The organism is Brevibacillus sp. DP1.3A (genome assembly GCF_013284245.2).
GTDB lineage: Bacteria > Bacillota > Bacilli > Brevibacillales > Brevibacillaceae > Brevibacillus.
Map to the genome: position 1 here is coordinate 2,241,302 of NZ_CP085876.1, position 13,293 is coordinate 2,254,594.

Genomic DNA, 13,293 nt, shown 5'->3' on the forward strand with positions numbered 1-13,293 from the left:
GAAAAAAAGGAGGAAGGAACGGATGGCTTTTTATCAACGAATGGGGGAAGTTCCACAAAAGCGGCATACGACGTTTTACAAGCCGGATGGGGGACTGTACCGCGAGCAAGTGATGGGAACCAAAGGGTTTTCCGGAATTCAATCAATCCTCTATCATCACAATCCGCCTACCCAAGTGAGGGAGACGCGCAAATACGCAGATGTTCGCTTGGAATATGTGGAGCAGATTGATTTGAAGCATCAGCATTTTAAAACGTTTGATGTTCAGCCGGGTGGGGACCCGATTTTCGGACGTCGCTACATGCTGGGGAATAACGATGTCGTCATGGCAGTATGCGCACCGACAGAGCCTATGGATTACTTTTATCGCAACGCGGATGGGGATGAAGTCGTCTTTGTCCATCAAGGTGAGGGAGAATTGCAAACGATTTTCGGTACACTCACTTACAAGCCCGGCGACTACCTCGTCATTCCGATCGGCACGACCTATCGGATTGTACCTTCTGTGCAGAGTCGTTTCCTCGTCATCGAGTCACAGAATGAGATCGTGCCACCAAAGCGTTATCGCAACGAGCACGGTCAATTGTTGGAACATTCGCCGTTTTGTGAACGTGATATTCGTTTGCCTGAAAAATTGGTGACACATGTGGAAAGCGGAGACTTCGAGGTGCGCGTCAAACGCCAATCTGTGGTCTACAGCTACTTCTTTGACTTCCATCCGTTCGATGTCGTTGGCTGGGACGGTTATTTGTATCCGTATGCACTGAGTGTTCATGATTTTGAACCGATTACTGGACGCATTCATCAACCGCCACCTGTCCATCAAACCTTTGCCGGTCAAAACTTTGTCATCTGCTCGTTCGTTCCGCGGATGTACGACTATCATCCGCAAGCAATCCCTGCGCCTTACTACCACAGTAATGTAGAAAGTGACGAGGTGTTATACTACGTTGATGGCAATTTTATGAGCAGAAAAGGTATTTATGAGGGTTCGATCACTCTGCATCCAATGGGGATTCCTCACGGGCCGCATCCAGGCAAGGTAGAGGCGAGCATTGGGAAAAAAGAAACACAAGAGCTGGCTGTGATGCTGGACACATTCAACCCGCTTCACGTTACAAAGCAAGCGTTGGAAATTGAGGATGAGGCATACATGTCAAGCTGGTTGCCACCGCAGGAATAGGAAGAGGTGTAAAAACGCAATGGAAATCGCTATTCACGAGATTGAACGGCAGGAAAAATACAAGCTCTTGATCGGATGTATCGTCCCGAGGCCGATCGCTTGGGTCACCTCGTTAGGGGAGGGGACGATCGTCAATGCCGCTCCTTTCAGCTATTTTAATGTCGCCAGCATTGAACCGATGATGGTGTCGGTTGCCGTCATGCGCAAGCCGGGTAGTGTCCCAAAAGATACGGCACGAAACATCATGCAAACGGGAGAATTCGTGGTCAATATGGTGGACGTACACAATGTGGATGCGGTCAATCAGACTTCTGCTGATTATCCGCCAGAGATCAGTGAAGTAGAGGCATTGGGGCTGGAAGTCGCCCCATCTGTTCTCGTCAAGGTGCCGAGACTGCGTGCATCCCGCATCCATTTTGAGTGCAAGCTGCATCAGATTGTGGAATTAGGTAGTCCGACGACTTCGGATTTGATTATCGGGGAAGTGGTGCATGTACATGTAGCGGATGAGCTGTATCATGCAGGAAGGATTGATGCAGCAGCGTTTGCACCCGTTAGTAGATTAGCGGGTCATACGTATGCGACTCTCGGCGAACAGTTTGATCGTCCCCGCCCTGTTTATGAGCCGCCTGCTAAATGATTGATCTCCGTCCAGCGACGGAGGACAAATCCCTCTACGGACCATTTTACCGGAATCGCCTATCGGGTATCCTGTAGATACAAGGCAAGCGGATACTGTAGAGAGGGTGGAATGCAATGATGGAAAGACGACTATACCGTTCTCATGATAAACGGTTATTTGGAGTTTGTGGTGGGATTGCGCAATTTCTGCGCATTGACTCTACGCTGGTACGTGTAGGAGTTGTCGTTCTCACTGTTTTTACAGGAGTACCGATTTTGCTTTACCTGCTGATGGCGATGATCATGCCAAAGGAACCGCAGTGGTCATACGCTTCTGACGGATTCCCGATGCATGATGCACCATATAGTGGACATGCACGTATGAACGATTTGGATCAGGAGATTGACCGTTTGGAGAAGCGTGCTTTGGTACAGGAAGTGTATCGCCTGCGTGAAGAATTGGGCAAATACAAAGGACTCTAAAGTAAATAAGAGACTTCCAGGGCTTTACGCTCATGGGAAGTCTCTTTTCACTTTTACCTATTTTGACCCTACAAAAAAAATTGGTCAGCAACTTCTGGAGATCGCTGCATATCATGTAAGGTGGAAAACCTACATAGGGAGGGAAAAGCAGTGTATCTCGGCGTGTTCGATTTGAATCAGCGTTTGGAGCAAACTCGCAAAATCTTGCGGGAAAAGCAACATCTGAAAAAACTGATTGAAGAAGACATCCTTGACTTGGAACAAGACGTCAAAGAATTAGAAGCGATGACGACGAAACAAGACAAGTATGCAACCAGTGCTCAGCGCTAAAACAGCAGTATGAGCGACAAAAAGAGGAAGTGGCAACTGCCCGAAGAAGGCAGGGAGCCACTTTTTTAATTGTGAAGCGCTTGGTCCAAAACTTTTTCTACGATGGCAGGAACCATGCGGATCGCTGCACTATCGGTTCCGTATGTCTGGCTATCCGCGTAAGTACCTTCCATCAACAAAATAAGCGTATAGGCCAACTCGCATGGATGCGCAGCGCCAAGGGCAGTCGTGCGGTCCAAAAAAGCATCGCGGATTCGTTTCTGATGCGAGCAAACCAACTCGCGAACAGGATGAACCGGATCAGGAAACTCGACAGCTACATTGATAAAGCAACAGCCGCGAAATTGCTCGTTGGACGCTCGCTCAGCCAAATCAGCAAAAAACTGAATGAGCTGCTCTCGTGGCCGGTTGGGATGTTTGGCGATGCTCTCTTCCCACTCTTGCCAAAATACGTCTTGCTTACGGGTCATGTAGGCGAGAATCAGGTCCGTTTTCGAGGAAAACTGCCGGTAGACGCTCATTTTATTCATTCCGGCACGCTCGACGATGGCGTCTACACTGACGGCATGGACCCCTTCTTGATAAAACAATTCTTCAGCAGCGTTCAATATGATCTCTTGTGCTTTTTCTCGAGGCACGCGAGGCCGTTTTGCTTCCGTCATATATCATCCCCCATTTAGGACTTCCAGACGTCGGCGACAATTTCAAAAGAGCGCACACGATCGGCATGGTGGTACATTTGCGTCGTAATCATGAGCTCATCTGCGCCTGTAGCATCGACCAACTCTTGCAGTTTTCTTTTCACGGTAACAGGGCTGCCGATGATGGAAGACCGCAGCTGTGCTTGGACAGACAGTTTTTCGAATTCGCTCCATAGCTCATCCATATTGTCCACAGGTGGTTGGATTGGCTTGAGATCGCCGCGGACGAGATTTAAAAATGCCTGGTAATGGGAGGTGGCCAGTCGATTCGCGAGCTCATCGGTATCGGCAGCCATTACATTGACGCCAACCATGGCATATGGCTGATCCAGCACTTCCGATGGACGGAAACAATGGCGATACGTCTGCAATGCAGGCAAGGTGAAGTTCGGCGAAAAATGCCCAGCAAAAGCAAACGGCAAACCGAGCATGCCCGCCAGTCGCGCTGAGAAATCGCTGGAACCGAGCAGCCAGATCGGGATGTTCAGACCTTCGCCAGGGATAGCACGGATGGCTGATGCCGACTCGCTTGTTCGCGGACGAAGATATTCACGCAGCTCCTCCAATAACTCCGGGAAATCGTCTCCACCAATCCGCAAATCGCGGCGTAGCGCACGTGCCGTTCGTTGATCCGCCCCGGGTGCGCGTCCAAGACCTAAGTCGATCCGACCTGGATAGAGAGACTCCAGTGTCCCGAATTGCTCGGCGATCACGAGTGGAGCATGGTTGGGCAGCATAATGCCGCCTGAGCCTACACGGATTTTACTTGTGCCTCCGGCAATGTAACCGATGAGAACGGAGGTGGCAGAGCTGGCTACGCTGGGCATTGCGTGGTGTTCGGCGAGCCAATAACGTGTAAATCCCCATTTTTCCACTTGTTGTGCCAGATTGAGACTGTTTTTGTACGATTCAGCAGCGTTGCTACCCTCCGTAATAGGTGCTAAATCAAGAACGGACAATGGGATATCTCGAAGCTGCTTAGATGAGATTGTATCGGACATGGGATGGACCCTCCTTGTGCTTAACGGTTGCTGATCGGATAAGTTTGTTACTGGGTAGTAACAAAACGTACTTGCATCATACGGAGCAGAAGAAGGGATGTCAACGCTTGGATGTGCGACTGAGCACATTGGGAGAAAAAGAAAAAGCCCTGACAATGCAAGGGCTCTTCGTACATCCTTATTGTTTTGTTAAGATAACAGGTCCATTCGCGGTAATAGCGAGGGTATGCTCGTATTGAGCCGACAGCTTCCCATCGCGAGTACGTGCTGTCCAACCATCTTCATCGACCATCGCGTGGTACGTCCCGATGTTCAGCATGGGCTCAATGGTAATGACCATGCCTTCTTTGAGGCGTTGTCCTCTGCCAGGAGGGCCAAAGTGAGGAACGAACGGCTCCTCATGCATTTCCTGACCGATACCATGTCCGGTAAAATCGCGCACGACGGAGTAGCCTTGTTCTTGCGCATACGTTTGGATGGCGTGGGAAATGTCACCAATTCGATTGCCTACGACAGCTTGCTCAATACCGAGATACAGCGATTTTTCAGTGACTTCCAGCAGTCTTTTCGCTTCCGGGGACACTGTTCCCACTTCATAAGACCAAGCGGAGTCAGCCAGCCAACCGTTTTTGCGAACAACCATGTCGATTGTAACGATATCGCCATCACGCAGAGGCTCTTTTTTCGGGAAGCCGTGGCAGATGACATCATTTACTGAACCGCATGTGGCATAGGGATATCCATGAAACCCTTTTTGCTCAGGGGTCGCGCCATTTTCAGCCAAAAATTCTTCTGCGAATTGATCAATCTCCCAGGTAGAAATGCCTGGGCGAATCATCTTGGCAATCTCACGATGACAAGCGGCCAAAATTTTGCCTGCTGCATGCATGAGTTCAATTTCTTCAGGTGTCTTGAGGATAATCATCGACTCTCTCCTTCTCCTCGTTAGTCAAAAACTCTCTATAGTATATAGTGTAGTCCCGTTCTGCGCCAATTGCCACACCGAAAACGGCATGGTAGGATGAGGGAGAAATAATCAACCCTGGGGGTAGGTAGCGTGGACAAGTTTCAAGAACATCTGGCGAACTACCAGATTCATGTAAAAGAAGACGTGGAAAAACGTATTGCCTTTATTCGTGAGCAAATTGACGGAAATGGCCTCGGCGGTGCAGTCGTCGGTATTTCTGGTGGGATTGACAGTGCCGTTACGGCAGCGCTGTGTGTTCGTGCTTTAGGCTCTGAACGCGTCATTGGCGTTTGGTTGCCTGCTTACTCGCAAACCGTTCATGAAACGGATTCCAAGCAACTTGCTGAAGCGATTGGATTGAATTTGCACACGGTAGATGTAGGGCCTGCCTACGACGCTTTGGTTCCTGCTATCGAAGGTGTACTTGGGCTTGATGACAAAACAAAGGGAAATACAAAGGCTCGTTTGCGGATGACAGTGTTGTACGCCATCGCTAACCAAAAAGGATACTTGGTAGCGGATACGTGCAACCGCAGCGAGATTCATGTTGGCTATATGACAAAAGGCGGAGACGGTCTTGCTGACTTTAATCCAGTAGCAAGCCTGACGAAGCATGAGATGCGAATTCTCGCTGCTGAGCTCGGGGTGCCTGCTGAGATCATTACGAAGCCGCCTTCAGCTGATTTGTGGGAAGGGCAGACAGATGAACAGGAGATGGGCTTCACCTATGAGGATCTGGATCGTTTGCTGATTACAGGGGAAACTCGTCCGGAAGCCAAAGAACGCATTGATTACCTGCATCGAATCTCTGAGCATAAGCGCAATATCATGCCAGGCATATAGTTATGGCACAATCCTACAAGCTGTTTACAAGTTGTTTGTGGCAAACGACCAGTGCAGTCGTATCAACCGAGCAACGTCTCTACTTGTTTGATCCGGCCTATTTTCCCCATGAGATAGAGGCGATTGCTGACTATGTGCAGAGTGTGAGGAATGGAAGAGAGCTCGTTCTTGTCCTGACTCACGGAGATTGGGATCATGTTGTCGGAGTTGGCAAATTTCCGGATGCCACAGTCATTGCACAAAAGGGAATCCTGACCGATGGACGGATCGAGAAGAAGATGAACAAGGCGAAACGGTTTGACGGGTCGTATTACGTGGTCAGATCGTATGAAGTAGGAATGCCGAAATTCACGAAATTTGTGGAGGAAGCACAAGAGTGGCAGGAAGTCTTTTTCCTGCCTGTGCCAGGACACACGCACGACCAGATGGCGACCTTGTTCCGGGAGCAGAAGCTGCTTGTTGTCGGTGACATGCTATCCAATTTGGAGTTCCCGTTTATCGATGATAGCAGTGCCTATTTGGAGAGTCTGGAAAAAATCGAGCGGTTGGTCCTTCAAGGAGATGTGGAAGAAGTCATTCCTGGACACGGAGTACCTGCAAAAGGACGAGAGGAAATCCTGCATCGGATTGAACGGGATCGCCAGTACTTGTTGGATACACGTGCGGTTATTTTCGAGGGTATCGCCAATAACGTAGAGGAAGACGTACTTAAAGAGCAGTTTTCCCAACTGACGTATGATGGGGTATCGATCGATGAACATCTCCTTTCCTCCCATGACCAAAACCGGGATCAACTATGCAAGGAAGCTATTTCGCAGAAAGGTTGATTATTCCACGGTTTTATAAGATAATAGGGGTTACGCAAATCTTTCTAGGAAAGAGGTGGAACAGATGTCTACGACTGAATTGATGCTGAGAACAAGTCTGGAAGGACGTGTGAAGCGTACGTTGCAAACGTACTTCCGTCGCCCTAACGACGTGTTGATCGAGGAAAGCCTCGGAGCGAACGGTTTGTCCCCAGAGCAAGTGAAAGTAACCGTGGAGCTCTTGAACGAAGAGAAAACTGTTGCCGAAATCATGGAGCACCTGCAGGATAAAGGCTACTTTGCATAACATTGCGAGCAAAAAAGACCGGACTGACATTCGATTGTCGGACCGGTCTTTTTCGTTTGAACGATTAAGGGGTAGGGCTTTCTTCAGGTAATGAGCGCCGTAATTTCTTGCGACGATACAATTGAAGACCAGTTAAAACGAGAAAGTAGCTCACAAAAGCGACTATCAGCCCCATGATGGCACTCCCGGTAAAATAGACAAGTCCTTTTTCTTTCACCCAGACAAGCCATTGCATCCCAGACTCGTGGTGGATCAAATGCCCTTGTAACGGTTTGCCGATCAACACGTATCCAATATTGTAATTGAAAAGGATGAAAAGCGGTAAGATGAGCTTTCCGATGACAAACGCAACCAAACCAGCGGGCAAACTGGCGCGAAACAGCTTGCTTAGCGGGAAAAGCAACAGAAACGCGAGGCCAAAAGTAGGCAGGGTAATGAACTCGATGAAGATTCCGAGCGAAAATCCGCGGGCGACAAAAGCTGGAGCCCCTTTCATTCTCAGCACCTTGTAGTATTCGAATTTTAGCTTTCGATATGTTTTTTTCCACATCCGTGCTATCCCTCGTTTGTCCGAAGTCATTTGTCTGTAATATCCCTTAAGGGTAAGGCGAATGGTGAGGCTGGATTCGATTTTCGGTTGATGTTGTAGAGTATCTCCAAGTTGGCAAAAATTAATAGTTGCCATACGAGCTCTGATTTGAGAATGCGCCTTTCTTTTGGCATAATGGAAGAGGGCAGCTTGCTGGAAAAGTGGTGACATTCGTGGAAGATGTAATGGGAACCTTCGGTGACTATATTGCGCAATATGGGTATGGCGCCTTGTTTGGATTGTTCTTTCTAGGAATTTTGGGGATGCCCTTGCCTGAAGAAACGCTGCTCGTTTTTTCTGGATTCCTTGTCTCAACGGGAAAATTGGATTTTTGGCCTACTTTTTTCGTTTGCTTTCTCGGTTCCGTTACAGCGATGACGGTGGCATACTGGATCGGAAGAACGTTGGGCTATGCTTTTCTCGAACGATATGGGAAACGACTGGGGATGGGCTATACGGTTTACAAAAAAACGGAAGAGTGGTTTAATCGCGTCGGTAAATGGGCGCTTCCGCTAGGCTATTTCATCCCTGGTGTTCGTCAGTTTACGGCCTATTTTGCCGGGATTACGCGATTGCCTTTTCCGACTTTCATGCTCTATACCTATTTGGGTGGGCTATTTTGGAGCTTGCTTTTTGTGACGCTTGGCTGGCAATTAGGAGAACGCTGGGATGAGCTGTTTGATTTGATTGCTCGTAACCTCGCGATTTTCTTTATCGCGTTGCTCGCATTGATCGCAACCTGGTCGTATTTCAGACACAAGAAGAATGTAAAAAAGCAATTACGGAGGGATCAGAATGAGTGAAGAAAACCGCAACGAAAATCTACTGCCTGTGGTTCAGAAGCCAACTGAACTGGTTCCTGTAGTATTACCAGAAAAACATCAGCGATTTTATGATAAATTGCGTGAAAAAATCGAAACGTTCATTAGAGACAAGGGAGTCAATGATTCTGTAGCCAACTTTATATTGCTTGCACCAGATTTGTTTGTACTCTTGGCCCGCCTTATGCTGGACAAGCGCGTAGGTGTTCAATCAAAAGCGTTAGCGGGTGTAGCGGTTGCCTACTTCATTACCCCGATTGATTTTATTCCGGAGGTATTAGTCGGCGGATTCGGACTTCTGGACGACGTTATTTTGGCTGTTTATGCTTTACGCAAGATTTTGGTGGATATCGATGAATCGATTGTACGTGAGCATTGGAATGGCGAAGAAGACCTTTTGGCTGTCATTACGAAGGTGGTTCGATCAGCGGATGATTTAGTCGGCAAGAAAATAGTGAAAAAGCTGGAAGAAACCCTGTTCCGAAAAAAATAAGCTAGGATGGGACAAATAGATGAAATATTTATTGGATTATCAAGAGGGAGAGCGTGTTGTCGCTTTTTGCCTGATTAAAAGCAAGGAAGCTGGCGTAGCGAGTAACCAGAGTGAATACTTGAATCTGGAGCTGGGAGATCGCTCCGGAACGATCACGGCAAAGCTATGGGATGTCAATGCAGAAATGAAGGAATGGATCAACGTCAAGGCTGTCGTGAAGATCGACGCTGCCGTCCAAGTGTATCGTGGGAAAAAGCAACTGGTGATTCAACGGATCAGACCGGCTGCCGCATCCGACGAAGTTCAGATGGAGTCGCTCATTCCGATCTCACCAGTTCCAGTAGATGAACTGTGGACAAAGCTTACCCATGCAGTCGACAGCCTGCAGAGTGCCACGCTCAAGGCCATTATTCAAGAAGCGCTGGCAACAGAGGAGATTCAGGATCGCCTTCGCCATTATCCGGCTGGTGTTCGCATGCACCACAACTATTATCATGGTTTGCTCGAGCATATTGTCTCTCTGTTGACGGCGGCACAGAGCCTCTTGCCACTGTATCCACAAGTAGACAGGGATGTAGTGATTGCGACTTGTATCTTGCACGATATTGGAAAACTGTACGAGCTATCTGATCCCATCGCCCCGGATTACACCACGCCAGGTCAGTTGATTGGTCATCTGGTCATGGGAGTCGAGATGGTAAGCGGCATTTGCCGCAAGCTAGATATTTCTTTAGGGGACGCGGAGGTTCTGCACTTGAAGCATTGCATTTTGAGTCATCATGGAGAGGTAGAGAACGGCTGGGGCAGTGCTGTATCTGGAAAAACGCCTACAGCTGTCATGTTCCATTACCTGGACCAGATCGACAGCAAAATGAACGCTTTGAGCCAAACATTAGCGGACATGACGGAAGAAGAGGAATGGGCGTACGCTGGCGTGCTTAGAAGAAAAGTCTGGCGCGGGTATTAATTCATGCAATAAAAAGCCAACTGCTAAGCAAAACGAAGCAGTTGGCTTTTTTTAGATAAATCAGAAACGTTTTTGCAGGAAGCTCGTCTTAACAGTAATGCTTGTAAATAGGAGGTATTTGTGTGAAAAAGCGAAACAGAGCTGCCATGTTTGTATTGGCAGTCAGCATGGTCACGACACCAGTGGCACTTCTGCATCCGTTGTCTTCCTATGCGTATGATGGCAAATCGAGTCTGGAACCCATTGAGTTGCCAGAAGACATCGTCCATTTGTTAACCGAGTTGAAAGATGACTATGTGCCTCTCATGAAGGACCTTCATGTGGACTCATATGGAGGGACAAGCAACTCGGGGTACGTCATTAATCTTTCGGATCGAAAGAGTGTCATTACCACAAATACGACGCTCAATATATCCACAAATCCAGATGGAGATATGACCAGTTTTGTCCTGCATGATGTGAATCGGGACAAAACAACCAAAATCAATAAAAAGGAAGCCTATCAAAAGGCTGTCGATTTTATTCGAAATTACATAGCGGTTGACCATGTTATTTCCACGCAAGCGATGCTCTCTTTCGATCGTGTGTCAGAGCTAGATCATCTGGCAGTTGTCAGCATCTACCCACAGTTGAACAATACATGGGTGGACAAAGAGATGGCACGGGTCATGGTTGACGCAAAGGGTCAGGTTGTCCGTTTTCAGCAAGAAAAGGTAAAGCTACCTACGACAGCAGAGGTAGCGGACCCAAGCAAGGCAGTACCGCTTGAAAAGGCAATGAAGGAGTGGCAAGACAAGGTATCCTTGGAATTGGTCTATGATGAGTCAGCAGGCAAGCTCATTTACGTGCCTGACCAATTGCCAACGATAGATGCTCTGTCTGGTGAAGAAGTTCCGTCTGTGTATAAAACAACGAGTGAGACGATGAAAATCAAAGGAACAGCCGACATGGGTGTCTGGCGAGATGCGAAAAAAATGGAGCAGATGCTCGAGAAGGATTTTGGTCTGAAGCTGAATCAACGCACATACAAAAATGTAAAAGAAGACAAAAAGTATAAAAACAGTGACATCGATCGCCATGAATGGAATGCGAGCTCGTATCAAAGTGCGTGGATTACCCTCGACCGTAAAACCAAATCACCAATTGAATTCAAGCTGGACGGTCCCGTAGAAAAGGAGCTTGAGAAGCCGCTCACACATGATGAGGCAAAAGACATCGCAATACAATTTGTGGAGAAATACTTATTGTCCAAAGAACAATCTTTCTCCGTAAAGGAGACGAGTCTTGTGGAAAATCTGCCAGGTTGGGCGGATCAAAATCTGGTGCGGCCGATCAGTAGCTTTGCGTTTCATCCTGAGATTGACGGTATCCCATCCAAGAGACCACTGTTTTACGTGGAAGTGGACGCAAAAAAGGGCAATGTAGTCCTTGCTCAAGTGAATGAACTGCCGTCCATGCCTGCTACCATCAGTAAAGACGGTATTGTCAAGGATGAGAAAGCAAAGGATGCGTATGTCAAAGAAGCAAATCTGCGCTTGGCATACTGGTATCCGAAGGTCGGTACACATGCAGCGAAACTGCCGCAGCTGGCCTATTTACCGACGGCTGATGCCAAGTCTTTGCAGATCGATGCTGCAACGGGTGCAGTGGAAGAAAGCTGGCTGGAATGGAAAGCTACCCAATAACCAATACCCGATATGGTGTAGAAGCCATGTCGGGTTTTCCTTTTCATCATTATCGGAATTCATAAACACTTCAAGGCAGGTAGGATTTTTTTTCTTTTTGTAGAATATCTTCTTGATTCCCATTTGATTTGGCAAACAATGCCGATCACGAGAAGGAGAAAGTGCAATGAAACGGCCAACTTATACCCTACCAAGTATTGTAAAAAAGGTATTCCGGCCCGGTGAGCGCTCCCTTCCACGTACGGAGATCTGCTCCCGGATGGAAGCGAATGAGCTGAATGCTTTTTTGGATCTGGACTGCGAGACAATACTGGATAAAGTGTTGAACATGGAGCAGTCTCCAGTGCGAGTTGGAAGCTCAGAGGCGATCGTAGAGGTCACTCACCAGCCGCATCAAGTGTACGACTTGGCTCATCGCTATTTGCGAGACAGCCAAACACCAAAAAAGCTTGAGCAAATTGTCGCAGAGCTGCGTCGTCAAACGCAGTTTGGCTGGAATCAGATTCTTCGTATGCTGCAATTGGAACGCGATCCTCGCTTTGTGCAATATCAAGGCGACAGCAGATGGTTTTTGGCAGAGTGGACTTTGGGCAATGACCAAGTGTATGCGTTTTGCCGCGACAATGGCATTACGCAGGTAGCTGCTCGCACATTAGTTCATTTTCTGGAGCAGGAAGTAGGGATTGCTGCAGATGCTGCTTTTCTCCCTGCGCAAGATGACCGCTTCCGCATTGACGGTGATACCATGTACATCATTGCTCGTAGCGAAGATTCCAAGGAAGAGCAGGCGGCCCTCGAGGTTGCTATTGCTGCCCCTTCTGTATCGATAGGAAACAGCGAGTCCGTCTCAGAAGAAATTGCATCGGAAGAACCAGCGAATCCCTTACACCAGGTGGAAGAACAACAAGAACAATTATTTACCAAGGAGGAAGCTACTATGTCTACCATTACCAACCAGCAAGTTCTCGAGGAAGTACAAAAACTGATGCAAGAAGCTATCGACCGCTTGGAGACAAGAAACCTAGAAATGTCCCAAGAAGTTGTTGCTCATTTTCAACAAAGCAATATGCAAGCTATAGAAGTGCTGATGAAAGAGAAACATAAGCATGAGCAGATCGTACTTGGCATTCAACAGGTGCTAGCTACTAGTGAACAACAATGAGTAAACTTGAGGCTACGATCCGGTTAGAGCAGAGATTTGCCATCCTGCGCGAGGTTATCGCGGGCTATCGGATTCGCCTTCAAGAAATGGAGAAGGAAGTGGTGGAGCTTTTTGCCACGAACCAACTCTCTGCTATTTCAGCATGCATGGGCGAGAAGCAGCGCATCGTCAGGTTGATGAATCGACTGGAACAATTTATTGTCCAATGGGAAAGCAACAACACGGATGTGGGTATCGCACATGAACCAAAGCGAGAACACTTGAACACATGACGAATAATGCGGTAAAATAGGGGGATTGTGCATGATTCCCCGCGCATGCCGCGTGGGATGGA

Annotated in this window: 17 protein-coding genes; 13 read left to right on the forward strand and 4 right to left on the reverse strand. The window is 48.0% G+C overall.

Annotated features, from left to right (window positions below):
• Window positions 1-22: 22 nt before the first annotated feature.
• The 4 genes from HP399_RS10410 (at window position 23) to HP399_RS10425 (ending at window position 2,617) form a co-directional block, all read left to right on the forward strand.
• Entirely contained in the window at window positions 23-1,183 is a 1,161-nt protein-coding gene (locus HP399_RS10410) for a homogentisate 1,2-dioxygenase (protein WP_173617035.1), read from the forward strand.
• A 19-nt stretch (window positions 1,184-1,202) separates the two neighbouring features.
• Window positions 1,203-1,823 carry a flavin reductase family protein gene (locus HP399_RS10415; RefSeq protein WP_007717087.1) on the forward strand — a complete coding sequence of 207 codons (621 nt, stop codon included), beginning with the start codon at window positions 1,203-1,205 and terminating at the stop codon, window positions 1,821-1,823.
• A gap of 116 nt (window positions 1,824-1,939) precedes the next feature.
• Complete coding sequence (locus HP399_RS10420) at window positions 1,940-2,287, forward strand: PspC domain-containing protein (protein WP_017250375.1); 348 nt, start codon at window positions 1,940-1,942, stop codon at window positions 2,285-2,287.
• A 150-nt stretch (window positions 2,288-2,437) separates the two neighbouring features.
• Window positions 2,438-2,617, forward strand: coding sequence for a hypothetical protein (locus HP399_RS10425; protein ID WP_007717080.1), 180 nt, complete (start codon window positions 2,438-2,440; stop codon window positions 2,615-2,617).
• A gap of 65 nt (window positions 2,618-2,682) precedes the next feature.
• Here HP399_RS10425 and HP399_RS10430 read toward each other — a convergent pair whose 3' ends face one another.
• The 3 genes from HP399_RS10430 to map form a co-directional block, all read right to left on the reverse strand.
• The gene (locus HP399_RS10430; RefSeq protein ID WP_173617036.1) at window positions 2,683-3,279 is read right to left on the reverse strand and encodes a TetR/AcrR family transcriptional regulator; all 597 of its coding nucleotides are present in this window, start codon (window positions 3,277-3,279) and stop codon (window positions 2,683-2,685) included.
• A 14-nt stretch (window positions 3,280-3,293) separates the two neighbouring features.
• Complete coding sequence (locus HP399_RS10435) at window positions 3,294-4,319, reverse strand: LLM class flavin-dependent oxidoreductase (protein WP_173617037.1); 1,026 nt, start codon at window positions 4,317-4,319, stop codon at window positions 3,294-3,296.
• 178 nt (window positions 4,320-4,497) lie between these two features.
• On the reverse strand, window positions 4,498-5,244 hold the full coding sequence (map, locus tag HP399_RS10440; protein WP_173617038.1) for a type I methionyl aminopeptidase: 747 nt from the start codon (window positions 5,242-5,244) through the stop codon (window positions 4,498-4,500).
• A gap of 132 nt (window positions 5,245-5,376) precedes the next feature.
• On the opposite strand from map, the gene nadE reads away from it, so the two are divergent.
• The 3 genes from nadE to HP399_RS10455 all read left to right on the forward strand — a co-directional run bounded on the left by nadE (window position 5,377) and on the right by HP399_RS10455 (window position 7,242).
• On the forward strand, window positions 5,377-6,129 hold the full coding sequence (gene nadE, locus HP399_RS10445; RefSeq protein WP_173617039.1) for an NAD(+) synthase: 753 nt from the start codon (window positions 5,377-5,379) through the stop codon (window positions 6,127-6,129).
• 2 nt (window positions 6,130-6,131) lie between these two features.
• Entirely contained in the window at window positions 6,132-6,956 is an 825-nt protein-coding gene (locus tag HP399_RS10450) for an MBL fold metallo-hydrolase (protein WP_173617040.1), read from the forward strand.
• A gap of 64 nt (window positions 6,957-7,020) precedes the next feature.
• Window positions 7,021-7,242 (forward strand): hypothetical protein, encoded by a 222-nt coding sequence (locus tag HP399_RS10455; RefSeq protein WP_173617041.1) that lies wholly within the window; start codon window positions 7,021-7,023, stop codon window positions 7,240-7,242.
• Window positions 7,243-7,306: 64 nt separating this feature from the next.
• On the opposite strand, the gene HP399_RS10460 is transcribed toward HP399_RS10455, so the two are convergent.
• Window positions 7,307-7,792, reverse strand: a complete 486-nt coding sequence (locus HP399_RS10460; RefSeq protein ID WP_173617042.1) for a DUF2062 domain-containing protein — start codon at window positions 7,790-7,792, stop codon at window positions 7,307-7,309.
• Window positions 7,793-8,004: 212 nt separating this feature from the next.
• Between HP399_RS10460 and HP399_RS10465 the strand changes: the two genes are divergently transcribed.
• The 6 genes from HP399_RS10465 (at window position 8,005) to HP399_RS10490 (ending at window position 13,231) form a co-directional block, all read left to right on the forward strand.
• Window positions 8,005-8,634 carry a DedA family protein gene (locus HP399_RS10465; RefSeq protein WP_173617043.1) on the forward strand — a complete coding sequence of 210 codons (630 nt, stop codon included), beginning with the start codon at window positions 8,005-8,007 and terminating at the stop codon, window positions 8,632-8,634.
• The gene (locus HP399_RS10470) at window positions 8,627-9,145 is read left to right on the forward strand and encodes a YkvA family protein (RefSeq protein WP_173617044.1); all 519 of its coding nucleotides are present in this window, start codon (window positions 8,627-8,629) and stop codon (window positions 9,143-9,145) included. The genes HP399_RS10465 and HP399_RS10470 overlap by 8 nt, the downstream gene beginning before the upstream one ends.
• A gap of 19 nt (window positions 9,146-9,164) precedes the next feature.
• Entirely contained in the window at window positions 9,165-10,112 is a 948-nt protein-coding gene (locus HP399_RS10475) for a 3'-5' exoribonuclease YhaM family protein (protein WP_173617045.1), read from the forward strand.
• A gap of 122 nt (window positions 10,113-10,234) precedes the next feature.
• On the forward strand, window positions 10,235-11,797 hold the full coding sequence (locus HP399_RS10480) for a YcdB/YcdC domain-containing protein (RefSeq protein WP_173617046.1): 1,563 nt from the start codon (window positions 10,235-10,237) through the stop codon (window positions 11,795-11,797).
• A 166-nt stretch (window positions 11,798-11,963) separates the two neighbouring features.
• Window positions 11,964-12,959, forward strand: coding sequence for a hypothetical protein (locus HP399_RS10485; protein ID WP_173617047.1), 996 nt, complete (start codon window positions 11,964-11,966; stop codon window positions 12,957-12,959).
• Window positions 12,956-13,231: a hypothetical protein gene (locus HP399_RS10490; RefSeq protein WP_007717030.1), complete on the forward strand. Its 276-nt coding sequence runs from the start codon at window positions 12,956-12,958 to the stop codon at window positions 13,229-13,231. The genes HP399_RS10485 and HP399_RS10490 overlap by 4 nt, the downstream gene beginning before the upstream one ends.
• The last annotated feature ends 62 nt before the right edge of the window (window positions 13,232-13,293 follow it).